Here is a 22329-nt window from a genome sequence, read left to right on the forward strand (position 1 = left end):
TCACGGGCCGCTGGGCCCGAATCTCTCCGTGCGGATGCGGTCGGGTGCGTGGCCCAGGTCGACGAGCAGGTTCGCGGCGGCTTCGACGAAGCCGGTCGGTCCGCAGACGTAGCAGGTGGGCTCCTCGACGAGCGGCACCGGGGACCTGTCGGCGCCCTCCCCGGACGGCGCGCCCAGGTCCTCGGCGCCCAGCCGGCCGGCCGGGCGATCCTCACCCTCGGGGGCCTTGCGGGTGTGCACGAGCCGCACGTCGATCCCGGGCACAGCGGCGAGCGCCGTGAGCCGCTCACGGTAGAGCACGTCCTCGGCGCTCCGGACCGAGTAGACGAGCCGGAAGGGCGGGCCACCGACCGCCGCCCGGGCGCGCAGCATCGCCATCAGCGGGACGACCCCGGAGCCCCCGGCGACCAGGAGCACCGGCTCGGGTTGCGCCGGCCGCCAGACGAACCAGCCGCCCACCGGGCCGCGCAGCCGGACGGTGTCCCCGACCGCGAGGCCGTCGGCGAGGAAGGGCGAGACCTCCCCGTCGGGCACGCGCTGGACGGTCAGCTCGATCCGGTCGCCGTCCTGCGGTGCGGCGAGGGAGTAGCTGCGGGTCGCGGTGTAGCCGTCCGCGGCAGTGAGCCGGACGTCCACGTGCTGTCCCGGGAGGTGGCCGGGCCAGCCGTCGACCCCGAGGACGAGGGTCACGGCCGACAGACTCTCAGGGCGGCGGGCGACGAGCGTGGCCTCGCGCCAGGCGCGCCGGGCGCTCAGTCCCCCTGGTACCGCTGCTCGCGCCATGGGTCGCCGTAGTCGTGGTAGCCGAGCGCCTCCCAGAAGCCGGGCGAGTCCTCGAGCATGAGCTCGATGCCGCGGACCCATTTCGCGGACTTCCAGAAGTAGAGGTGGGGGACGAGTAGCCTTGCGGGCCCCCCGTGCTCGGCGGGAAGGTCGTCGCCGTCGTAGCCGAAGGCCACCCACGCCTGCCCGTCGAGCAGGTCCTGGAGCGGCAGGTTGGTCGTGTAGCCGCCGTAGCTGTGCACCATCGCGAAGTCGGCGCCCGTCTCGACGTCGGCAAGGAGGGTGTCGAGGGAAACCCCGCGCCACTCGGTGTCGAGCTTGGACCAGCTCGTCACGCAGTGGATGTCGGTGGTCACCGACTCGGCAGGCAGCGCCATGAGCTCCTCCCACGACCAGGTGTGGCGGGTGCCGTCCTCGGTGGCGACCCACAGCTCGTACTCGTCGTGGTCGATGAGCGGGGTCGGCCCTGCCGACAGGACCGGGAAGTCACCGGTGAGGTACTGCCCGGGCGGCAGCCGCTCGTCACTGCTCCTGCGCCGGCCCTCGAAACCTCGCGTGACGAAGTCCATGACGAGTCACTGTACGGCTCCCGCGCTCAGGGGGCCATGACGGCAAAGGCGAGGGCGGCGGTCGAGGCGGCCCACACGGTCAGGCCGGTGAGGTTCGTGCGGGGGCGGAGCGTCAGCGCGGCGACGTACTCGCGCAGGAACGCGCCGGGCAGGAAGTCCCACGCCGTCGGGGCGCCGGTGACATCGGCGTCGATGCCGAGCCGCCGGCTGAGCAGGGCGGCGCGGCCGACGTGGAAGTTGCTCGTCACGACGCGCAGGTGCCGGTCGGCGACCCCCCGGGCCCGCAGGATCTCCCGCGAGAGCAGGAGGTTCTCGTCGGTCGTGGTGGCGCGGTCCTCCGTGGCGACGCACTCCGGCGGCACGCCGTGCGCAACGAGGTATGCCGTCATGGCCAGTCCCTCGGACATCGGCTCGTCCTCGCCCTGGCCGCCGGTCGGGACGAGGAGCGGGTCGTGCCCGCGCCCGCGCTCCTCGCGCCAGGCGGCGGCGCCGGCGTCGAGCCGGTGGGCGAGCAGGCGTGGCACGGTGCCGTCGACGAGTCCGGAGCCGAGCACCACCACGGCGGCGGGCGATTCGCGTGGGCACCGGCGCAGGTAGGTGAGGCAGTAGAGCCCGTACGCGAGCAGCGCCAGGCCCGCATAGCCCGGGAGCAGCAGCACGACGACCGCCACCACCGCCGGCAGGCCCGAACCCGAGAGGTAGAGCGGGATGCCGGCCGCGGTTGCCGCGAGCACGGCGAGCCCCACCACGAGCGAGACCAGGGCCACCCGGCTGCGCTCGGCAGGCCGGAGCACGCGGCTGCCGTAGCCGACGAGCAGCAGCCCGAGCAGCACCGCCCCGAGCCAGGGCAGCAGGAGGAGCGGCACGAGTCGGTCGTCGGGGACGCCCGTCCAGTTCTCGACCGCTAACCCGAGACCGGCCACGGCCGCCCAGAGCGCCCCGAGGAGGTGGACCCCGACCCGCCACCGTCTGGGCTCGACCCGACCGGCCCTCAGGTGGAGGACGAGGAACGCCGCGGCGAGGACGAGTGCGGCGAGCGGGAGCATGCGACGAGCATGCCCTGCCGGCTCGAACGCCACGAAACCGGCTGGTGGTCCTCGGCGTCGGGGTGTCGAATCGATGCATGGATGCCGACCAGATCCGCAGCGCGTTCCTCGACCACCTGGCCGCCCGTGGCCACACGGTGGTGCCGCGCGCCTCCCTGGTCCCCGAGGACGACCCGACCACCCTCTTCACCGGCAGCGGGATGCAGCCGCTGCTCCCCTACCTGCTCGGCGAGGACCACCCGGACGGGCGGCGGCTCGTCGACAGCCAGACCTGCCTGCGCGTGCAGGACATCGAGGAGGTCGGCGACAACCGGCACACCACCTTCTTCGAGATGCTCGGCAGCTGGAGCCTCGGCGACTACTTCAAGGACGAGCAGCTGCCGCAGTTCTGGGCGTTCCTCACCGAGACGGTCGGCCTGGACCCCGCCCGGCTCTACGTGTCGTGCTTCGTCGGGGACGAGGCACACGGCATACCCAAGGACGAGGAGTCGGCGCGGATCTGGACGCAGCTGTTCGCGCAGTCGGGGATCGACGCCGACCAGGTCGAGGTGGGCAGCGAGGAGCGCGCGTCCCGGGTCGGCACCGGCGGTGCGCGGATCGCCTTCTACGGCGAGAAGAACTGGTGGTGCCGCGAGGGCACCGGCGACCGTATGCCGGTCGGCGAGCCGGGCGGGCCCGACACCGAGGTCTTCTACCTCTTCCCGCACGTCGAGCACGACCCGGCGTACGGCGTGCACTGCCACCAGAACTGCGACTGCGGCCGGTTCATCGAGCTCGGCAACTCGGTCTTCATGGAGTACCGCCGCACCGAGACCGGCTTCGAGCCGCTGCCGCGACGCAACGTCGACTACGGCGGGGGCCTGGAGCGGATCGCGGCCGCGGCGCTCGACACCTCCGACGTCTTCCGGATCAGCCTGCTGTGGCCCGTGGTCGAGCGGCTGCAGGAGCTGTCGGGACGCACGTACGAGCAGGAGCGGCTCGCGATGCGTGTGATCGCCGACCACCTGCGCGGCGCGACGTTCCTGGCCGTGGACGGGGTGCGGCCGAGCAACAAGGCGCAGGGCTACGTGCTGCGGCGGCTGGTCCGGCGCGCGGTGCGCTTCGCCCTGGACCTCGGCATCGAGGAGAGCTTCTTCCCGCACGTCGTGCCGACCGTCGCGAGCATGTACGGGCGGGCCTACCCCGAGGTGGCGGCAGCCGCGGACCAGGTCGTCGCGGTGCTCTCGCGGGAGGAGGACGTCTTCCGCCGGACGCTGCGCCGCGGCCTCCAGCGGCTGGAGAGCCACCGGGGCACGGTGGTGACCGGCGCCGACCTCTTCGTGCTCTACGACACCTACGGCTTCCCGGTCGAGCTCTCCACGGAGGTGGCGGTCGGGGACGGGATCGCGGTCAGCCCCGAGTGGCGGCGAGAGTTCGACGACCACATGGCGGCACAACGGGCGCGGTCGAGGTCTGCGATCTCGCCTCGGGCGACGGGCCCCGTCCCGTAGTCTGAGGCCGGGAGGGCCGGAATCGACTGCCACACCAAACCCTCCCTCACGGCTTGGCAGTCGGGTGGGGACCGGCCCTTCCGCCAGCCCGCTCAGGCTCAGCGCCGCGTTGAGTGTTGCGGCCGTCCGGCCAGGAGCCACAGCAGCCCGCCGGCCACGCTGCCGAAGACCAGCACCACGAGCCACACAGGCCGGGTGAAGCCGCGCATGTCGCGCTCGTCGGTGCGCGCGAAGTCGTAGAGGCAGTACGCCCAGAAGGCAAGGAACACCCCGATGGTGACCAGCATGGATGTCGGCGGGGTCCGCATGGCTCCATGATCCCTCCGGTGCACGCAGGAGGCGCCCCGGCAGTCGCCGGGGCGCCTTCTTCTCGAGCGTGTTCAGTCGGTCGGTCAGTCCGTCAGCCGGTCAGGGCTGCTCGTCGATCGTGCCCTGGAGGCAGCCGCCGCCCGTCTTGGCGAAGTCGATGTTGCTGAACTCCTCCTGGGTCAGGTAGTGACGCCCGTTGATGACCTGGTTCCAGAGCTGCCCGGGGGTGCCCTGCATCGTGCCGTACGTGTAGGCGCACTCGTCGCCGTTCTCGAAGCCGGCCGCGTCGTACCAGCCGGTGCTCACGTCGGGGTCGGTCGCGGCCTCCATGATCTCGTGGCTGGTGGGGCTGACCTCGGTGTCGGCGTCGGGGTTGCCGTTGGGCGTCTCGATCACCTTGTGGCCGCGGGCCTCGCTGCCGCACGTGTAGTGCGTGCCGGAGTGGTAGACCGGGAAGGGCATGTTCGCGTAGACCATGCCGTTCGAGTCCTGGCTGTGGTACGCGCAGAAGGCCGCCGTCGGCTGGTTGTTGATCGTGCACGCGTTCGTCGCGCCGTCCGTCGTCGACCCCGGAGCGAAGCAGGACTCGACATGCTTGGGCAGGAACGTCACATAGATGTGGCCGTAGTCCCGCGGCAGGTGCCGGGTCGTCACGATCTGCTCGGTCTCGGCGATCACCTGCGCGTCGTCGATGCAGGCGTCGTAGCCGGAGCCGTCGGCGTAGATCCCGCTCGCGTCGGTGCTCGCGACCTGGCAGCCGTCGGCCGGGAGCGCGTGGGTGTCGATCACCGGCTGGCGCACGTCGACTGCATAACGCGCCTTGCCGTTGCTGCCGAAGTACTCGTTCAGTGTCGAGAAGACGTTCGTGCGCGCGCCGCTGGCCTCGGCCACGTCCTTGAGGTAGCGGTCGATGATGCCGCCGTACGCGATGTCCATGGTGTGCCCACGGGGCGTCCAGAAGATCGGGGTGACGACGAGGGGGCCGGTCGACCGGGTCGCCATCACCGGGCCACCGTGGTAGATCAGCGGCGGCTGGCCCACGGCGGGGTCGCTGGCCACGTTGACCATGCTCGAGTGGCCTGCCGCGCAGCCGGTGCTCGCCGACACCGCGTGGTCGATGCCGCCGATGCGGCCGACCTTCGAGGCGCCGGCGCTGGCGCAGCCGCTCGGTGCGGACGTCGGCGCGTGCGCCGAGGCGCTCGTCGCCGTCAGGCTGAGGCTGGTCAGCAGGCCGGCAGCGCTGACGGCCAGCACCGCCACGAAGCGGCGGCGCAGTGGTAGAGCTCTTCTCACGTTCTTGATCCCCTTAGGACACAGGTGCGCTCGGCTCGGGTGGGCCGCGCTGCGCCCGCACGTGGTTCGCGGGCGCCGAGCACACGCTCGCCCGGCCGCAGAACCGTGTCAATGAGGACAGAAATATGCTTAGAGGATCTTTAACGACCTTTCAGGACTTTCTCGCGAAAGCGACCATTTCTCCCCGAGACTGGGATTTCGCGCAGCGAACGGTGAGAATTCCATGAAGCCTCCTAGCCGCAGGTGCCGAGGACCCGGGAGATGACCGCCCGCTCGGCAGGGGTGACCCACAGTCCGTAGCGCGCCTTGACGGCGACCTGGCGGGCGACGTAGGCGCAGCGGAACGCCTTGTTCGGGGGCAGCCAGCTCGCCGCGTCGGCGTCGCGCTTGGCGCTGTTGGCCCGGCCGTCGACCGCCAGCAGCTCGAGCGGGTCGTTGGCGAGCGCCACCCGCCGGTCGGCCGACAGCTGCTGGGCGCCGGTGACCCAGGCGTCGCCGAGGGCGACGACGTGGTCGATCTGCACCTGGGAGGAGGTGGACCTGCCACGCACGAAGGCCAGGGTGCGGCCGGTGTAGGGGTCCGCGAGAGCCCCGGACAGGACGACGCAGCCGTGGGTGCCCGGCTTGACGCGGATGGCGGTGAGGTCGCGTCGCAGCACGTCGTTGCGGGTGTCGCACCCGTTGTGGCCGCCGGCGACGTCGACGTCGTCGGTCCACGACGCCCCGAAGGCACTGCGGGCATAGCCGGTCTTGGCGGCGCGGCCCTTCACCGGGAGCCGGGCAAGGGCCGCCGACGCCTCACGCACCTGCGCCGGGCTCACGTTCCACGACGCCGGTGGCACACCGCCCGCCGCCGGAGCGCCCGTCCCGGTTGATGTGGTCGGGTCGACCCGCGTGGCACCGTGGCCGGCACGCGCACCGGGCGACGACGACGGAAGGCCGCAGCCGCCGACGAGGGTGGCGACGAGGGCCGTTGCGGCGGCCGCGAGCGCGACGGCACGGTGAGCTTGCACGGGGTCTGCCTTCCGGGGGCGGCCGAGGGGTCGGGAGCGTCCTCAGCCGTGACGTCTCGTCGTTCCACCAGGCGCTGTCCGGGAGGACACGCTAGCGACCGCGGTGTGGCTTGGCAGACTGGGGCCCATGAGCACCGACGTCGTCGACCTGGGCGAGAAGTTCGACCTCTTTCGCGAGCACTGGTCGCCGAAGCTGGTGGCCCGGCTCAACGACTACGAGGTCAAGCTCGTGAAGGTCCAGGGCGAGTTCGTCTGGCACTCCCACGAGGAGACCGACGAGCTCTTCCTCGTCATCGAGGGCACGCTCACGATCCAGCTGCGCGACCGGGACGTCACCCTCGAACCCGGTCAGCTCTTCGTCGTGCCCCGCGGCGTGGAGCACTGCCCCCGCGCCGACGTCGAGGTCAAGGCGCTGCTGCTCGAGCCGGCCGGCGTCGTCAACACCGGGAACGCCGGCGGCGAGCTGACCGCGCGCGTCGAGCCGATCTGAGCGGACGCGTCAGTCGCGGTCCGGCGTCTGCGTCGACTCGTGTCGGGTCCGCTCCGGGTGCTCGGTGCGCTCGTCGGACTCGCCGAGGATCGCCTCCGCCTGGGCCTCGGGGTCGTCGCTGCCGGCCGCACGCTCCTCGGGCAGCAGCTCGGCGCGTGTCTCGACGCGGTCCTCGGTGGGGTCCTCGGTGGGGTCCTGCGGGTTGACGGTCATGCCGTGGTCGTACCCCGAGGCACCCCACTCAGGACTCCCGTGCGCCGGCAGCGCCCGGAGCGCGGCATCGCCCAGGCGCGGCTCCTAGAACTCGTTGACCGGACGGATCTCGACGACGGGGTGGACCTTGACGAGCACCTCTGCCGCCTCGACCAGGGCGTCGTAGTCGTCACAGGTGACGAGAAAGAAGCCCGTCAGCTGCTCCGCTCCCGGCCGGAACGGGCCCTCCGTGACCAGCGCGTCGGAGTCGGCTCCGGGGCGGAGGGTCCGGGCGTGCTTGCTGTCCGTGAGCCCGGCACCACCGGTGACCTTCCCACCGCGTGCGGCGAGCCGCTGACCGAACTCGAAGTCGGTGTCGAAGGTGACCTGGCGTTCGGCCTCGGTGGCGGCCTCCCACTCGGGCTCGTTGTCGGCGGGGAACAGGACGACGTAGTGCGGCACGGCGGTTCCTTTCGAGAACGGGAGTCACCACAGGGTGTCAGTCGGGGCAGTCCGTCAGGGACATAGCGCCGTGACGTCTTCTGCCGCTCCGGCTCGGCTCTCAGCGCTCGGCCGCGGGCGGGTAGTGGTGCCAGGTGCCCTCGGACACCACCTCGACGGCCCCGTCGTCGACGACGATGGCCGTCTGGCCGTCGGTCAGGTAGGCCGGGCCGGTGATGCCGGTGAGCCAGCTCTCCGCTTCGGCCATGGTGTTGCCGGGCAGCCCGTCGGGAGCCAGGTGCGGGAACATCGAGAAGTCGACGAGGCCCAGGGTGCTGAGGTCACCGCTCGGCGGCCGCCACTGCATGAAGTCCTCGCCGACCTCGGGCGTCATCACCATGCTGCCGGCGCTCAACCCGACCCACACGGTCTCGTGCAGGGACGGCAGCAGGTCCGCCAGCCCCGACTCCCGCATCCAGTGCGCGAGGTAGAGCACGTCACCGCCTGCCGCCAGCAGCACGTCCGCCTGCTCGACGGCCGGGACCCAGCGCTCGGCGGCGATGCTGGGCAGCGCGGTGAGCTCGAGCACGCCGACCGACTTCCAGCCGAGGTCGACCATCGGGTTCTCGGAGCGTCCGCTGATGAACTGCCACGTCCTCTCGCCGGGCCCGACCATCGGGTGTCCGTACATCGCGGTGGGGATGCACAGCGCGCTCGACTCCTCGATCGGTTTGCCGAGCAGCCTCACCAGGGCCGCCTTGATGCTCGGGTTCGTGACGCCGCCGTCGGTCAGCAGGAGCTTCACTGCTCTGGTCCTCCCCTGTCGGTGCCACCGCACGTCGCGCGGCACGGGCTCTCAGTATTGCGCTCCCCCGCGCCACGCCATCTCCTGGAGCTCCCACGAGTTGCCGTCCGGGTCGGCGAAGTCCGCCCCGCGCACCCCACCGCCGAAGTCGTGGATCTCCCCCACGTCGACGCCGCGCCCGACGAGCTCGGCCCGAGTCGCCTCGATGTCCTCGACGACGAGGTGCAGGCCGCGGATCGTGCCCGGCTCCCCGCGGTAGACGTCGAGCCCCGTGCCGAACCCGATGGAGCAGCCGGATCCCGGCGGCGTCAGCTGCACCACGCGTACGCCGTCGGCGGGCTGCACGTCGTGGTCCTTGGTGAAGCCGAGCCGGCCCTCGTAGAACTCGAGAGCCCGGTCGACGTCCGACACGGGGAGCGGAACCAGCTCGAGCTTCATCTGCATCACGTCCTCCTCAGGACCGGATCAGGACTGGGTGCGCAGGTAGCGGCCGAAGTGCGGCACGGTGAAGGCGATGAGTCCCCGCTCGCCGGAGTAGATCAGCCCCTTCTTGATCAGTGCATCACGAGCCGGCGACAGCGACTGCGGCTTGCGCCCCAGCACCTCGGCCACTGCCGAGGTCGGCACGGCCTCGCGCTCGGTCACCCCGTCGCGGACGTATGCCGGCCGGTCCCCTGGGTCCTCCCCCGCACCGTCACCGTCGGCTCCCGACTCAGGCGCCTCGCCGGGCGCGTCCCCGGGCACACCCACGGTGGCACCGACGAGCGCCGCGTCGGCCATGGCCCGGAGGTACTCCCGCTCGGCCGGCGTGGCGCGCTCGAAGCGGGACCCGAAGAAGCCGACGGCGAGCTCGGCCTCGGCCTCGGGCACCGCCACCCGGATGTCCTCTGCGGTGATCGGTGAGGTCGGGGCGACGTCCCAGACCACCTTTCCGTAGGCCTGGATGAAGTACGGGTATCCGGCCGTGACGGCATACATCTCGTCGAGCGCCTCGGGCGTGAACTCGCACCCCTCCTCGGAGGCCGGGCCGACGAGCGCGCGGTCGGCGGAGTCGCGCGGGAGTCGGTCGATGCGGGAGTAGCGGAAGAGCCGCTCCGAGTATGACTTCGACGCGGACAGCACGGCGGGCAGGTGCGGCAGGCCGGCGCCGACGACGATCACCGGCAGCCCCGACTGCGAGATCTCGTGGCAGGCCGCGCACAGGGCCGAGACGTCGTCGGGGTCGAGGTCCTGCATCTCGTCGATGAAGAAGGCGACGCCCTTGCCGACGTCGGCGGCGAGCCCGCCGATGTCGGTGAAGAGCTCGACGAGGTCGATCTCGATGTCACCGGAGTCGGCGCGGCCGGTGGAGGCCGGGACGTCGATGCCCGGCTGCCACCGGTCGCGCAGCTTCGCGCCGGTGGGTGCGTCGCGCAGCACGAACGCCTTGATGATGCCGAGGACCTGGTCGACCTCCTCGCTGCGCGGGTGGCCGAGCTCCCGCACGGCCTGGTGCGCAGCAGCCGCGAGGGGGCGGCGCAGCCGCTGGTCCGGTCGGGCCTCGAACTTGCCGGTGCCCCAGTCGGCCCGGACCGCCGAGCTGCGCAGCGCGTTGAGCAGGACGGTCTTGCCGACACCCCGGAGGCCCGTCAGGACGATGGAGCGCTCCGAGCGCCCGCGGGCGATCCGCTCGAGCACGACGTCGAAGGTGCGCAGCTGCTCGTCGCGACCGGCGAGCTCGGGCGGGCGCTGGCCGGCACCGGGGGCGTACGGGTTCGTGATCGGGTCCACGATCGGAGGCTATACGCGTGTCTACCGCAGACCCGAGATGTCGCCATAAGACCCGATCGGCGCGTCGTGGAGCGACCGTTCACGGCGCCGCGTGCCCGCCCGAATCCCGGCGGTTTCGCTCGGTGACAGAGTCATTGGATTCGGATTCCAGCGAATGCAGGCATGAAAGAGCGCCGTTCCGCACGGTCAGGGGTGGTCATGCGGAACGGCGCGTTGCGACTATAACGCCCCCCGGGGTACCGAGGTCAAGCAATCGCCGCGATTTCGAAGATTTCGTCGGGGCTGGCGATGGCGTCCTGCTCGGACACGAGCAGCATCTCCTCGGAGCCGCTGGCGTGCGTGCGCTCGAGCACGGCATACATGGTCGCCGCCGTGCGACTGAGCGCCACCTGCGGGCCGTCGGTCAGGTAGTGCGCGAGGAAGAGCGCGGCCGTGACGTCGCCGCCGCCGCGGACGGTCATCGGGAGCATCGGGGTGGTCACGACCCACGCGTCGTCGGCGGTGACGCACGCCATCTGGATGGTGCCCTCGGGCGTGTCGGAGGTGACGGCGCTCGTGACGAGCACGACGGAGGGGCCCTGTGCGATGAGCTCACGCGCGGCCGCGACGAGGTCGGACTGCGTGCCCACCTGGCGTCCGACGAGGAACTCGAGCTCGAACTGGTTGGGGGTGACGATGTCGGCCTTGGGCACGACGTGGTCGCGCATGTACTCGGGGATGCCCTCGCGCACGAAGAAGCCGCGGCCGACGTCGCCCATGACGGGGTCGCAGCAGTAGACGGCGGCGCGGTTGGCCTCCTTGATGCGGGCGACGGCGTCGAGGACGACCTCGCCGACGGCCTCGGCGCCCTGGTAGCCCGAGAGCACGGCGTCGATCGTGGGGAACGCGCCGCGCTCCTCCACCCCGTCGATGACGGCGGCGACGTCGGACGGCGCGATGAGCGGCCCGCGGGTGGAGCCGTAGCCGGTGTGGTTGGAGAAGGTGACCGTGAGCACGGGATAGACCTCGTGGCCGAGCCGCTGCAGGGGGAAGACCGCTGCGGAGTTGCCGGCGTGGCCGTACGCGACGTGGGACTGGATCGACAGGATCTTCACCTTCGTCACGATAACGGCCTTCTGGCGCTCCGCCCGGGCGGCCGCGTACCGTCCAGGGCCCCGGCTCGGGTGCGCGCGCGTGTCAGGATGGGAGGCATGAGCGCCATCCCCACGACGACCGTGTCCGAGCTGCCCGACGACGCCGTGCTCGTCGACGTCCGCGAGCCGCACGAGTGGGAGGCCGGTCACGCACCCGGCGCCATCCACATCCCGCTCGGCGACCTGCCGGCCCGCATGGGCGACCTTCCCGAGACCGACGACGCCGTCGCCATCGTCTGCCGCTCCGGCGGTCGCTCCGCCCGCGCCGTGCAGTGGCTGGCCGCGCAGGGCTACGACGTCGTCAACGTCGAGGGCGGCATGCTCGAGTGGCAGCGCGCCGGCAAGCAGCTGGCGGCCGGCGGCGAGCCGACCATCCTCTGACCGCCATGGACGACAGGCGCCGCGACCCGGATGCGGGACAGCCCGACCCGACGCAGGACTCCTGGTCGGCGTGGTTGCCGCAGCTCGACTCGCCCTCGGCGCCGCCGCAGGAGCAGCCGGCGCCGGACCCGCCCGTCGCACGAGCCACGCCGGCTCGCCCCGGCCCGCCAGTGCCTCCGGCCGTCCCGCGCCTGCCGCAGGCCTCGCTGCGGCAGGCGTCCCTGCCCCACGCGGCGCCCGCGCCGACGTGGGTCCCGGTCAGCCCACCGAGGGCGTATGCCGGCCGCTCCGCCGCACCGCCCCAGCCCGGGTCGCAGCCCTTCGGGCCACCGCCGAACCGGCTCGGCGCGGCGATCCTCTGCACGATCCTGTGCTTCATGCCCTTCGGCATCGTCGCCCTCGTCAAGGCCGCGTCGGTCAACACCCTGTGGGCCAGGGGACGGTTCGAGGAGGCGCACCGCGCCTCGCGCTCGGCGCGGACCTGGTGCATGCTCGCCGCCCTCGTCTCACCGGTGCTGCCCGTGCTCACGTTCGGCCTCGTCTTCGTCTTCACCCTGGCCCACATGCTCACCTGACGAACGCCCGCGACCGGGGGCTTCCTCAGGGGGCCGGGATCGGCGCCGGCTGGGTGCACACGAGCTGGTCACCCTGCGGCGCAGCCACCGGCACCTGCATGACCCCGGCCACCGCGGAGGGGCGCGCCTGCGCCGCGCGCCCGTCGACCTGCACGCAGAACTGCCACGTCCCCACGGACGGGTCGACACGCTGCCGTGGAGCCGAGAAGGACTCCCCCGGCACGTCGAGCACGAGCGGCCACACGGCATACGCCCTGCCCGTGAGGGTCTTCCCAGGGGCGACGGTGTGCGCGCCGATCACGGGGGCCGCGGCGAAGCGGACGTTCGGCGCGGGAGCGAAGCCCTGCTTGCTGAGGCGCAGCACACCCGACTGCTCGTAGACCCACGTGTGCTGCACGTCGACGCCCGCGGGGAGGGTGGCGCTGCCGAGGTCCTGGGGCACCACGTCGTAGGCGAGGACGGGCTTCGCGCCGGTGTTGGCCAGCCGGTACTCGACGACGAGGCCGGGTCGCACCGACATCCCGGCCACCGTGGCGCCGCCCTGCACCTTGCCCTCGCGCCCCATCGTCGCCTCGAGGCGCACGCTGCCCACCGTCACGGTCCGGGTGCTCGACGAGCCCGTCGACGCGGTCGCTGTCGGCGCCCCGGTCGGCTGGCCGACGGGGGACGGGGTGGATCCGCACGCCCCGGCCGCGAGGACGGCCCCGACAGCGAGCGTGAGCAACGGCCGGGCCGGGGCGACGCGGGGGTTTCGGCGATTTCGGGTCTGCGGGTCCATGTCGATGAAGACAACCACGCCGCCCGGATCGTTGCACCCTGAGGCAGATTCGGCCGTTTCTGGACGTCACCTGCGTGAACCCGTGGTGCCGGCTGGGTGAACGGCGACCATGCGGCACATCTTCGGCAAACAGTGCTTAAAGCGGTGGTCCGAACCTCCCCTGCCACCCCGTCACGGGCGTACGTTCGGCCCGGCCCTGCAGGCGGCGCGCTCGGCTCCGCCCCGGCCTGACCAGCCGTTCCAGAGGAGATCCCATGAAACGCTCCGTCCGCCTCGCGCTCGCCGGCGTCGGCGCCGCCGCGCTCGTCGTGCCCGCGGTCACCGCCGCCAGTGCCGGCGCCGCCGGTGCCCACCCCGCGCCGACGAGCAGGCACGCGTCGTCCGCCACCAGCACGCCCATCAAGCACGTCGTCGTCATCTTCGGCGAGAACGTGTCGTTCGACCACTACTTCGCCACCTACCCCGAGGCCGCGAACCTGCCCGGCGAGACCCAGCAGGGCACCGGGGTCCCGGCTCCGGCGTTCCGCGCGGCGCCCGGCACGCCCCGCGGCATAGCGACACTGGCGCACGACCGGCTGCTCGCACCGAACAACCCCAACTCGGTGCAGCCGCAGCGCCTCACGCCCGGCCAGGCCGTCACGTGCGACCAGGACCACACGTACACCAACGAGCAGAAGGCCTACGACGCCGGCGCGATGGACAAGTTCGTGGAGTTCACGAGCAAGGACGCGTGCGCCGCCCCCACGTTCGGGCGCGAGGGCCTGACGATGGACTACTACGACGGCAACACCGTCACCGCGATGTGGAACTACGCGCAGCACTACGCGATGAGCGACCACGCCTTCAGCACCACCTTCGGGCCGTCGTCCCCCGGCGCGATCAACCTCGTCTCGGGCAACACGCACGGCGTCAAGGAGTTCAACGCCGACGGCACCCCGGCGACGACCCCGGCAGGCGGCGACTACACGGTGCGCTTCCCCGACGCGAACGGCGTCGGCACGATGACCGGTGACCCCGACCCCGTCTACGACGACTGCTCCAACAACAGCCACACCAAGAGCTACACGCTCGCCGGCATGACGGGCCGCAACATCGGCGACCTGCTGAACGCCAAGAAGGTGTCGTGGGGCTGGTTCCAGGGCGGCTTCACGCCGACCACCACGGCGGCCGGCAGCGCGCCCGCCGCGTGCCTGACCACGCACACCAACGTCGCAGGCGTCTCCTCCACCGACTACAACCCGCACCACGAGCCGTTCCAGTACTACGCGTCGACGGCCAACCCGCACCACCTGCCGCCGGCGAGCACCGCCGAGATCGGCCACGACGGCCAGGCCAACCACCAGTACGACATCTCCTCCTTCGACCAGGTCGTCGGCACCGACAACCTCCCGGCCGTCAGCTTCCTCAAGGCGCCGAACTACCAGGACGGGCACGCCGGCTACTCCGACCCCCTCGACGAGCAGCACTTCATCGTCAAGGAGGTCAACGCCATCCAGAAGTCGAAGAACTGGAAGGACACCGCGATCGTCCTGGCCTACGACGACTCCGACGGCTGGTACGACCACGTCGCCGCGCAGGTCAAGAACGCCTCGAACACCACGGACGACGCCGCCTTCTGCACCAACGCGGCCGCGTCCGGCGTGCCGATCGCGCAGGGCTACCAGGACCGCTGCGGCCCCGGCCCGCGCCAGCCGCTCGTGGTCATCTCGCCCTTCTCGAAGACGAACTTCGTCGACCACCACCAGACCGACCAGGCCTCGATCCTGCGCCTCATCGAGGACAACTGGAACGTCGGCCGCATCGGTGACGGCTCGGCCGACGCCTGGGCCGGCTCGATGCGCGGGCTCTTCTCGTTCGACGAGTCGAAGGCCCCGCAGGTGATCCTCGACGACACCACCGGCACCGTGGTCTCGGTCAAGCGGTCCCACGGTGAGGACCACGGGCGTGGCGAGCACTCGGACCACTCCTCGCGTATGCCGGCCCGCCGCGGCTGACGCGAGCGTGACCAGCCGTCACGGCTGAGCAGTCAAAGCACAGCAGAGAGGGCGCGCCGGATCCCCCGGCGCGCCCTCTCCGCGTCCCCGGACCCCACCACGTCGAGTGGGCACTTTCCGACATCGAGTGGGCACTTTGCGACAGCACGCGTGACGGCGTCCACGACGTCGCGCCGGGGTGGGCTCGCGTCGAGCCCCGACCTACTTGAGCAGCCGCGACATCCGCCGGTCGGCGAGTGGCTTGCCGCCCGTCTGGCAGGTCGGGCAGTACTGCAGCGACGTGTCGGCGAAGGACACCTCGCGCACGGTGTCGCCGCACACGGGGCACGGCTCGCCGGTGCGTGCGTGGACCCGCATACCCGCCCGCTTCGCGTCCTTCAGTTCCTTGGCCGGCTTGCCCGACGCCGTCGCGACGGCACCCTGGAGCGTCTCGCGCAGGGCCGCATACAACCGGTCGACGACCTCGGGCGCGAGCGAGCCGGCGATCGCGAAGGGGCTGAGCTTCGCGACGTGGAGGATCTCGTCGGAGTAGGCGTTGCCGACCCCGGCGATGAACTCCTGGTCGCGCAGCAGCCCCTTGATCTGGGTGCGGCGGCCCTCGAGCATCGAGCGGAAGCGCTCGAGCGTGAAGTCGTCGGCGAGCGGGTCGGGGCCGAGGCGCGCGATGCCCGGCACCTCGGCGGGGTCCTTGACGATGTAGGCGGCGAGCGACTTCTTCGTGCCGGCCTCGGTCAGGTCGAACCCGGAGCCGTCGGACAGGCGGACGCGCAGGGCGATCGTCGACTTGCCGGGGCGCACCACCGTCGTGGGCAGCTGGTCGGACCAGCGCAGCCAGCCGGCGCGGGCGAGGTGGAAGACGAGGTGCGTGCCGTCGGCGTCGATGTCGAGGAACTTGCCGTGGCGGTGCACGCCGTCGACCGGCACGCCTTCGAGCGCCTGCGGCGGCGGGTTGAAGGTCTTGAGCACGCTGAACGACGCCAGCTCGACCCCGGTGATGGCGAGGCCGGCCGTCCGCTCGGCGAGGAAGTCGACGAGCGCCTGCACCTCCGGCAGCTCAGGCATGGGGCCAGTGTGTCATCTCGCGCGCACGGAACGGCCCGGACGCGAGGGCTGTTCGTCGGCGGCGACGGGCTCGCCGACCTTGCCGACCGAGTCGAGGACACGCAGCAGGCCGTGGCCGTCGGGAGCCGAGAAGGTCGGCACCGACCGCGAGACCCAGGGCCGGGTCGGCGAGTCGATCTTGATCGGGTTGGCGAGCACCTGCTCCTTGGGCGACAGGTGCCGGATGCAGATGGCGTCGACCCGCTCGGGCCGGGCCTCGGCGAAGTCGGCATAGAGCTGCGGGTCGTGCTGGCCGTCGTCGCCGACGAGCAGCCACTTGATGTCGGGGAAGTCGCGCGCGAGCCGGTCGAGGGAGGTGCGCTTGTGCGCCTGGCCGCTGCGGAACCACCCGGTGTTGGTCGGACCCCAGTCGGTGAGCATGAGCGGCCCGAGCGGGAAGCCGTTCTCGACGAGGAACCGGTTGAGCGTCGCCGCGGTGTTCCACGCGCCCGTCGAGACGTAGACGATCGGCGCGCCGGGGTGGGCGGCGAGCAGCCGGCGGTACATCGGCGCCATCCCCGAGACGGCGTGCCGCGCCTTGCCCTTGCGCACGAACGTGTTGAACGCGGCGATCATCGGCCGCGGGAGCATCGTGGTGATGACCGTGTCGTCGATGTCGCTGACGATGCCGAAGGTCACGTCGTCGGCCACGATGAAGACGTCGGCGGCCACCGGGTCGGTGCCCTGCACCTCGACGACCACCTGCTGCCAGCCGGGAGCCAAGCCGTGGTCGCGGGCGACGATGTCGACGTGACCACCCCGGTCGGAGCGGCCGTAGACCTCGCGGTCGCCGGCCGTCACCTTGACGGGTACGCCGGTGGCGGGCGAGGTGATGAAGGCGCGCCACCCGCGGTCGTAGTGCGCGGGGCTCAGCGCCCCGGTCGCGTCCTGCCGCGCCTCGGGACCCTCGGTCTGCTCACGCCCCTTGCGGCCCAGCAGGATCCGCGCATACACGCGTACGAAGGAGGACGAGCCGTAGCCGACGTGGGTGATCACGCGGTTGCCCCAGCCGCGGCTGCGGAGCACGCGTTCGACCTGCTCGTGGACGGCGTCCTCGACGATGGCGGCCGCGTGCGGTCGTGACATGGCCTCAACCTACCTGCGCGGACCGTCATCCGCGCCGTCCGCCGGGTTACCGTCAGGTACCACCAGATGGACCTCGCCGGGCGTCCCGGCGACGCGGCAGGTTTGATGGACGACGTGCACCCCATCGGCGAAGTACTCAGCAGGGCCGCCGGCGGCGACTTCCCCGCCGTCGACGGCGGTTGGCGACGCGTGGAGCCGTGGCGCCCCGGCGTCGAGGGCGTCGTCGCGTTCACCGGCCACGCCTACCTGGCGGTCGACGACGAGATCTCCGACGGGACGCTGAGCGCCCTCGGCCCCGACGGCTTCGGCGGCGCGAGCAACCCGCGCCTCGTCTCCCGGCTCGCCGGCAGCGGGTGGATCGACGCGCTCGACATCGTCCTCGTGGCGCGAGGGATCGGGGGCGAGCCGGCTCTCGTGCCGCGCAGCGACCTGCGCAACCACCCGCGCGCCGAGCACGCGACGTCCGTGCGCAGCGACGTCGCGACGTACGGGTATGCCGCCCCCGACGACCACACGCTCGTGACCCTCTCGACGGGGCTCGGCGGGCTGCTCGAGCTGGGCCTCGAGACCGACCCCGCCAAGGAGCACGCGGGCGCCGATGTCGTGCGCGACGCCCTCACCCTCGTCGCCCAGGACGAGGTCGTCGTCGCGGCGTGCGCCCCGGGCAACGCCCGAGCGCTGCGCGCCTTCCTCTCCGCCGGCTTCGAGCCCGTGGCCTCGGTCCAGCTCTGGCGCCCGGAGCGCTGAACGCGCTGCACCCGTCCGCCCGCAGCCTCGCCGAACCTCCACACGTCCTCCACGCAGGGCACACGGAAGGCACACGGAAGGGTGCCGCCGCACGCCGTACGGTGTAGCCATGCTCAGGGCATCTCGGGTCAAACCCCTCGTCGTCGCACTGACGGGCCTCGTCGTCGCCACCTCCAGCGCGGGCTGCTCGCTCTTCTCCTCGCCCCCGGAGCCGGACGACACCGCGCGCGCCCTGGCGGCCGGCCTCGCGAGCGGCAACCTCGGCGCCGTGGCGTTCGGGAACACGACAGGGGCCAAGGCGACCGCGTTCGTCGCGACGGCATACAAGGGCGTGGGCACGCTGCGCCCGCAGGTGTCGGTGAGCAAGGTGACCCACAACGAGGGCTCCGACAAGGCCACCGCCACTCTCGCCACCCGCTGGGACGTCTCCGCGTCGCCGACCGACTGGACCTACCAGACCCAGGTTCCCCTGACCCTCGTCGACGACCAGTGGAAGGTGACGTGGAGCACCGACGTCGTCGCACCGGACCTCGGGCCCGACGAGAGCCTCTCGATCACCCGCAAGTGGCCGCGGCGCGCCGACATCCTCGACGCCTCGGGCGGCAAGATCATGACCGAGCGCGAGGTCGCCGTCGTCGGCATCGACAAGACCAAGGTCTCTGGAGCGGAGGCGACGGCCTCGGCGAAGAGGCTCGCCGCGCTGCTCGGGATCGACGCCGGCCGGTTCGCCGCCAAGGTCTCGGCCGCCGGCGCCAAGGCGTTCGTCCAGGGCCTCACCCTCCGCGGCACCGACCCGGTGCTCGAGAAGAACGGCCCCGCCATCGAGAAGGTCAAGGGGGCCCTGACCGTCCCCGCCATGCAGGTACTCGGGCCGAGCCGCACGTGGGCCGCCCCGATCCTCGGCAGCGTGGGCGAGGCCACCGCGGAGCAGATCGCCCAGTCCAAGGGGACGCTCGAGGCCGGTGACACGGTCGGCGTCAGCGGGCTGCAGTACCGCTACGACTCGCAGCTGCGCGGCACTCCGGGACTCGCCGTGGTCGCGGTCAAGCGCGGGGCCGACGGCAGCATCCTGGACAAGCGCGAGCTCTTCGCCGAGGCCTCCAAGGACGGCGAGCCGCTCAAGATCAGCCTCGACCAGAAGGCCCAGAGCGCGGCCGAGGCGGCGCTCGCCACCCAGACGACACGCCCCACCGCCCTTGTCGCCGTACGCGTGTCCACCGGCGAGGTGCTCGCCGCGGCCGTCGGTCCGGGAGCGGCTGGGGCACCCCTCGCCCTGGCCGGCAAGGAGGCGCCCGGGTCGACCTTCAAGATCGCCAGCTCGCTCGCGCTCGTGCGCAAGGGGGCGAACGCGTCCACCAAGCTGCCGTGCACCGACACCCTGACGGTGGACGGGCGGCAGTTCGGCAACTACACCGGCTACCCCAAGGACAAGCTCGGTGACATCCCGATGCAGACGGCGCTCGCCTTCTCGTGCAACACCGCCTTCATCAGCCAGCACACGAAGGTCAGCCAGGACGACCTGACCCTGGCCGCGCAGTCGCTCGGCATGGGAGAGACGCTCGACCTGCCGTTCACCGGCTTCCTCGGGTCGGTCCCGGCGACCGACAACGTCGTCGAGCACGCCGCCTCGTTCATCGGGCAGGGCCGCGTCGAGGCGTCCCCGCTGACGATGGCGCTGGTCGTCGCCTCGGTGATGAAGGGCCAGACCGTGCGGCCGGTCCTCGTCGAGGGGGCCCCGGCGCTGCCGCAGCCGGCCAAGCCGCTTGCCCCGGCCGAGGCCGCGGTCCTGCGCCAGGAGATGAGCGCCGTCGTCAAGGAGGGCTCGGGCAAGGTGCTGGCTCCGCTCGGGGTGCAGTACGCCAAGACCGGCACGGCCGAGTTCGGCACGAAGAACCCGCCGGACACGCACGCGTGGATGGTCGCGGGCCGCGGCGACATCGCGATCGCTGCCTACAACGAGGTCGGTGACAACGGTGTGACCGGCGCGGCGCCCTTCATCGTCAGCTTCCTCAAGGCCTGCGACCTCCACTGACCCCCTCCCCCAAAGTCGAGTGGGCACTGTGCGTCACGCGGAAGCGTCGGAAAGTGCCCACTCGACGTGGAGGGGGCGACGCACAGTGCCCACTCGACGTCACACGTCGAGTGGGCACTGTGCGTCAGGCGGTCGGGCGGCTTACCGGGCCGGGACGACGTCGACGTCCGCGGCGCGCACGAACGCGAAGCGGTGGCCGAGCGAGATCTGGTAGTAGCGGTCCTTGCCGACGACGTCGATGTGGTCGTTCGGCGTGTCGGGCGAGAACGTCGTGGCCCGGTAGTAGTCCGTGGGCACCGTGAGGTCGCCGACGGCATACCGCTGGCCTGCGGCGAAGGTGTACTGCAGCGGCGCGAGGGCCTGGACCGGGATGCCGGCCGGGTAGGCGGACGCCTCGGGGTAGGCACGGCCGTAGACCGGCGCCTTGGCCAGCCCCGCCTTGGGCACGACGTAGAAGCCCTTGACCGGGACGGCCGTGGGCGCGGACGCCGGGTTGAGGAACCAGCCCTTGACGCCGTTGAACCAGATGGCCGTCCAGTCACCCTGGCGCTCGGCCACCGCAAAGGTCAGTCCGGCCTGGGCGCGGGCGCCGATGTCGGAGACGGACGTCGTCGACGGGGCGCCGTTGGCCTTGCGGCCGATGTCGTTGACGAGCGGCGCCGACTCGGACGGGGCGGTGTGCAGGTAGACGAAGTTCGTCGGCTGCGAGCCGCAGCTGTCAGCGGTCTTGTCGTCGCAGTACGTCACCGTCTGCCAATTGTCCTCGAAGCCCGGCAGGATGCGGACGAGGTCCTTGGCGTTGCCGGAGGTGTGCGACTGCAGCGGCGCGCCGAGCAGCTGGAAGTAGTGCTCCCAGTTCCAGTAGGGGCCCGGGTCCCAGTGCATTCCGGCGACGTTGGCGGGCGTGACACCCGGGATCTGGTCGTGGCCGAAGATGTGCTGCATGTCGAGCGGGATGTCGTACTCCTTCGCCAGGTAGCGAACGAGACGCGCGGAGGCGCGGTACATCGGCTCGCTGAACCACTGGGCGCCGGTGGCGGCGAAGCCCTCGTGCTCGAGGCCGATGGAGTGGCCGTTGATGTACCAGTTGCCGGCGTGCCAGCCGACGTCCTTCGGGTCGAGGTGCTGCGCGATGTGGCCGTCGGAGCTACGCAGGGTGTAGTTCCACGCGAGGTAGTTCGGGTCGGACACGAGCTTGAGCGTCGTGTCGTAGGTCGCCTCCGTGTTGTGAATGACGATGTTCGTGATCTTCGGCGCGACGGGGCGGTTGGCGAGGTCGTGGTTGCCGTAGTCACCGGCTCCGGGCCCGGTCTGGGCGTATGGCGCCGGCAGCCACTCGCAGTCGAGCCCGGGCGGGCAGTCCACCGGCCCCTTGTTCGACTTCTTGTGCAGGCCGAGCTTGGCGACGAGCGCGGACTGCGGCTTGACCTTCGCGGGCAGCAGCGAGACCTGCTTGCCGTCGATGGTGCGGCGCGAGGCGCCGGAGGCGATGACGGAGTACGCGTCGTCGGCGAAGGCCTGCGCGACGTCCTGCTCGGCGGAGCCCGAGGCGTCGGCGACGGCGGCATACCACTCACCCGCGTCGGTGCCCTCGCCCGTCGGCAGACCGAGGCGCTTCTGCGTGGCGGCGAGAAGGGCAGCGCCGCCACGGATGTTGGCCAGCTCGTCGGTGCGCAGCGCGTCCTTGGACAGCCCGGTCAGCGCGGCGGCGCGCCCGAGGGTGTCGGCCACGGGTGCCGGGGCCGCGGCCGGCGCCTCGCCGAGACCGCGGGCCTGGGCCGGCGACTCGAGGTCGGCGTCGACGAGGTGCATGGGGCCGTAGCCGCCGGAGCTGCTGTGGCCGGGGTTGAAGTCCCAGCGGGTCTGCGCGTAGGACACGGCCTCGAGGACCGTGCGGGGCACACCGTACTCGGACGACGCCGCCGCGAAGGCGCGCTCGCGGCTGGCGGAGTCGCTGCCCACGGCGCTGGCCGCGGGGTCTGCCGCCTGCGCTGTCGGGGAGGCCAGGGCCATGCCCGCCGAGACGGCCGCGACCGCACCGAGCGCGACCAGGGACTGGCGCACCTTGCGCGCCCCCGGTGTTCGGTGTGTTGGGGAGTTGGGTATCACTCGATCGTCCCTTTCGTGTCTTGACTTCAGGACGCCGGACGTCGGTGTGGGTCCATCGGCGGCGGGTCCGTAGATAAGTGGCGAGTCCGCCCGAGCGCGCGGGACAAACCTCCAACACCGAGCATTCCCGTGCACCCCGAGGCCCGCCACTTGAAACTGCGCCAGAGCAGTCCTGCCCTTACCGCCGCGTTG

General features: G+C 71.8%; 23 protein-coding genes. 7 read left to right on the forward strand and 16 right to left on the reverse strand.

The annotated features are described in order from the left end of the window. The 3 genes from AB0316_RS00480 to AB0316_RS00490 form a co-directional block, all read right to left on the reverse strand. Entirely contained in the window at positions 1 to 690 is a 690-nt protein-coding gene (locus AB0316_RS00480) for a ferredoxin reductase (protein WP_366269517.1), read from the reverse strand. A gap of 62 nt (positions 691 to 752) precedes the next feature. Then, complete coding sequence (locus AB0316_RS00485; RefSeq protein WP_366269519.1) at positions 753 to 1352, reverse strand: sulfite oxidase-like oxidoreductase; 600 nt, start codon at positions 1350 to 1352, stop codon at positions 753 to 755. A 26-nt stretch (positions 1353 to 1378) separates the two neighbouring features. Continuing rightward, a complete protein-coding gene (locus tag AB0316_RS00490) occupies positions 1379 to 2398 on the reverse strand; it encodes a YdcF family protein (RefSeq protein ID WP_366269520.1) in 1020 nt (339 codons plus the stop codon). 77 nt (positions 2399 to 2475) lie between these two features. Between AB0316_RS00490 and AB0316_RS00495 the strand changes: the two genes are divergently transcribed. Then, positions 2476 to 3888, forward strand: coding sequence for an alanine--tRNA ligase-related protein (locus AB0316_RS00495; RefSeq protein WP_366269522.1), 1413 nt, complete (start codon positions 2476 to 2478; stop codon positions 3886 to 3888). Between the two features lie 98 nt (positions 3889 to 3986). On the opposite strand, the gene AB0316_RS00500 is transcribed toward AB0316_RS00495, so the two are convergent. The 3 genes from AB0316_RS00500 to AB0316_RS00510 all read right to left on the reverse strand — a co-directional run bounded on the left by AB0316_RS00500 (position 3987) and on the right by AB0316_RS00510 (position 6503). After that, positions 3987 to 4196 (reverse strand): PLDc N-terminal domain-containing protein, encoded by a 210-nt coding sequence (locus tag AB0316_RS00500; protein WP_366269523.1) that lies wholly within the window; start codon positions 4194 to 4196, stop codon positions 3987 to 3989. 100 nt (positions 4197 to 4296) lie between these two features. Further along, entirely contained in the window at positions 4297 to 5490 is a 1194-nt protein-coding gene (locus AB0316_RS00505) for a hypothetical protein (protein ID WP_366269524.1), read from the reverse strand. A 233-nt stretch (positions 5491 to 5723) separates the two neighbouring features. After that, the gene (locus AB0316_RS00510; protein ID WP_366269525.1) at positions 5724 to 6503 is read right to left on the reverse strand and encodes an HNH endonuclease family protein; all 780 of its coding nucleotides are present in this window, start codon (positions 6501 to 6503) and stop codon (positions 5724 to 5726) included. Between the two features lie 127 nt (positions 6504 to 6630). Here AB0316_RS00510 and AB0316_RS00515 point away from each other — a divergent pair, with 127 nt between their 5' ends. Then, the gene (locus AB0316_RS00515; protein WP_366269527.1) at positions 6631 to 6993 is read left to right on the forward strand and encodes a cupin domain-containing protein; all 363 of its coding nucleotides are present in this window, start codon (positions 6631 to 6633) and stop codon (positions 6991 to 6993) included. Positions 6994 to 7002: 9 nt separating this feature from the next. Here the strand turns inward: AB0316_RS00515 and AB0316_RS00520 are convergent, their stop codons facing one another. The 6 genes from AB0316_RS00520 to pdxY form a co-directional block, all read right to left on the reverse strand. Next, positions 7003 to 7206 (reverse strand): hypothetical protein, encoded by a 204-nt coding sequence (locus AB0316_RS00520; protein WP_366269528.1) that lies wholly within the window; start codon positions 7204 to 7206, stop codon positions 7003 to 7005. A gap of 84 nt (positions 7207 to 7290) precedes the next feature. Next, entirely contained in the window at positions 7291 to 7647 is a 357-nt protein-coding gene (locus AB0316_RS00525) for a transcription initiation protein (protein WP_366269529.1), read from the reverse strand. A 100-nt stretch (positions 7648 to 7747) separates the two neighbouring features. Then, positions 7748 to 8431, reverse strand: a complete 684-nt coding sequence (locus AB0316_RS00530; RefSeq protein WP_366269531.1) for a Type 1 glutamine amidotransferase-like domain-containing protein — start codon at positions 8429 to 8431, stop codon at positions 7748 to 7750. Between the two features lie 51 nt (positions 8432 to 8482). Beyond that, complete coding sequence (locus tag AB0316_RS00535) at positions 8483 to 8875, reverse strand: VOC family protein (RefSeq protein ID WP_366269532.1); 393 nt, start codon at positions 8873 to 8875, stop codon at positions 8483 to 8485. A 21-nt stretch (positions 8876 to 8896) separates the two neighbouring features. Continuing rightward, positions 8897 to 10201, reverse strand: coding sequence for an ATP-binding protein (locus AB0316_RS00540; RefSeq protein ID WP_366269534.1), 1305 nt, complete (start codon positions 10199 to 10201; stop codon positions 8897 to 8899). A gap of 245 nt (positions 10202 to 10446) precedes the next feature. Continuing rightward, positions 10447 to 11295, reverse strand: a complete 849-nt coding sequence (gene pdxY / locus AB0316_RS00545) for a pyridoxal kinase PdxY (protein WP_366271264.1) — start codon at positions 11293 to 11295, stop codon at positions 10447 to 10449. A 96-nt stretch (positions 11296 to 11391) separates the two neighbouring features. On the opposite strand from pdxY, the gene AB0316_RS00550 reads away from it, so the two are divergent. Both AB0316_RS00550 and AB0316_RS00555 read left to right on the forward strand, forming a co-directional pair. Then, positions 11392 to 11715 carry a rhodanese-like domain-containing protein gene (locus AB0316_RS00550; RefSeq protein ID WP_366269536.1) on the forward strand — a complete coding sequence of 108 codons (324 nt, stop codon included), beginning with the start codon at positions 11392 to 11394 and terminating at the stop codon, positions 11713 to 11715. A gap of 5 nt (positions 11716 to 11720) precedes the next feature. Then, on the forward strand, positions 11721 to 12290 hold the full coding sequence (locus AB0316_RS00555; protein ID WP_366269538.1) for a CD225/dispanin family protein: 570 nt from the start codon (positions 11721 to 11723) through the stop codon (positions 12288 to 12290). 25 nt (positions 12291 to 12315) lie between these two features. On the opposite strand, the gene AB0316_RS00560 is transcribed toward AB0316_RS00555, so the two are convergent. After that, a complete protein-coding gene (locus tag AB0316_RS00560) occupies positions 12316 to 13086 on the reverse strand; it encodes a hypothetical protein (protein ID WP_366269539.1) in 771 nt (256 codons plus the stop codon). A gap of 236 nt (positions 13087 to 13322) precedes the next feature. On the opposite strand from AB0316_RS00560, the gene AB0316_RS00565 reads away from it, so the two are divergent. Further along, complete coding sequence (locus AB0316_RS00565; protein WP_366269540.1) at positions 13323 to 15062, forward strand: alkaline phosphatase family protein; 1740 nt, start codon at positions 13323 to 13325, stop codon at positions 15060 to 15062. Positions 15063 to 15263: 201 nt separating this feature from the next. Here AB0316_RS00565 and AB0316_RS00570 read toward each other — a convergent pair whose 3' ends face one another. After that, positions 15264 to 16124, reverse strand: a complete 861-nt coding sequence (locus tag AB0316_RS00570; RefSeq protein WP_366269542.1) for a DNA-formamidopyrimidine glycosylase family protein — start codon at positions 16122 to 16124, stop codon at positions 15264 to 15266. 12 nt (positions 16125 to 16136) lie between these two features. Beyond that, positions 16137 to 17249, reverse strand: a complete 1113-nt coding sequence (locus tag AB0316_RS00575; RefSeq protein ID WP_366269544.1) for a phosphatase domain-containing protein — start codon at positions 17247 to 17249, stop codon at positions 16137 to 16139. A gap of 66 nt (positions 17250 to 17315) precedes the next feature. Here AB0316_RS00575 and AB0316_RS00580 point away from each other — a divergent pair, with 66 nt between their 5' ends. Beyond that, positions 17316 to 17996, forward strand: coding sequence for an N-acetyltransferase (locus tag AB0316_RS00580; RefSeq protein ID WP_366269546.1), 681 nt, complete (start codon positions 17316 to 17318; stop codon positions 17994 to 17996). A 109-nt stretch (positions 17997 to 18105) separates the two neighbouring features. Beyond that, on the forward strand, positions 18106 to 20028 hold the full coding sequence (locus AB0316_RS00585) for a penicillin-binding transpeptidase domain-containing protein (RefSeq protein ID WP_366269548.1): 1923 nt from the start codon (positions 18106 to 18108) through the stop codon (positions 20026 to 20028). Between the two features lie 141 nt (positions 20029 to 20169). Here AB0316_RS00585 and AB0316_RS00590 read toward each other — a convergent pair whose 3' ends face one another. After that, a complete protein-coding gene (locus AB0316_RS00590; RefSeq protein ID WP_366269549.1) occupies positions 20170 to 22092 on the reverse strand; it encodes an N-acetylmuramoyl-L-alanine amidase in 1923 nt (640 codons plus the stop codon). Positions 22093 to 22329 lie beyond the last annotated feature (237 nt).

This window comes from Terrabacter sp. NPDC080008, from assembly GCF_040702505.1.
GTDB lineage: Bacteria > Actinomycetota > Actinomycetes > Actinomycetales > Dermatophilaceae > Terrabacter.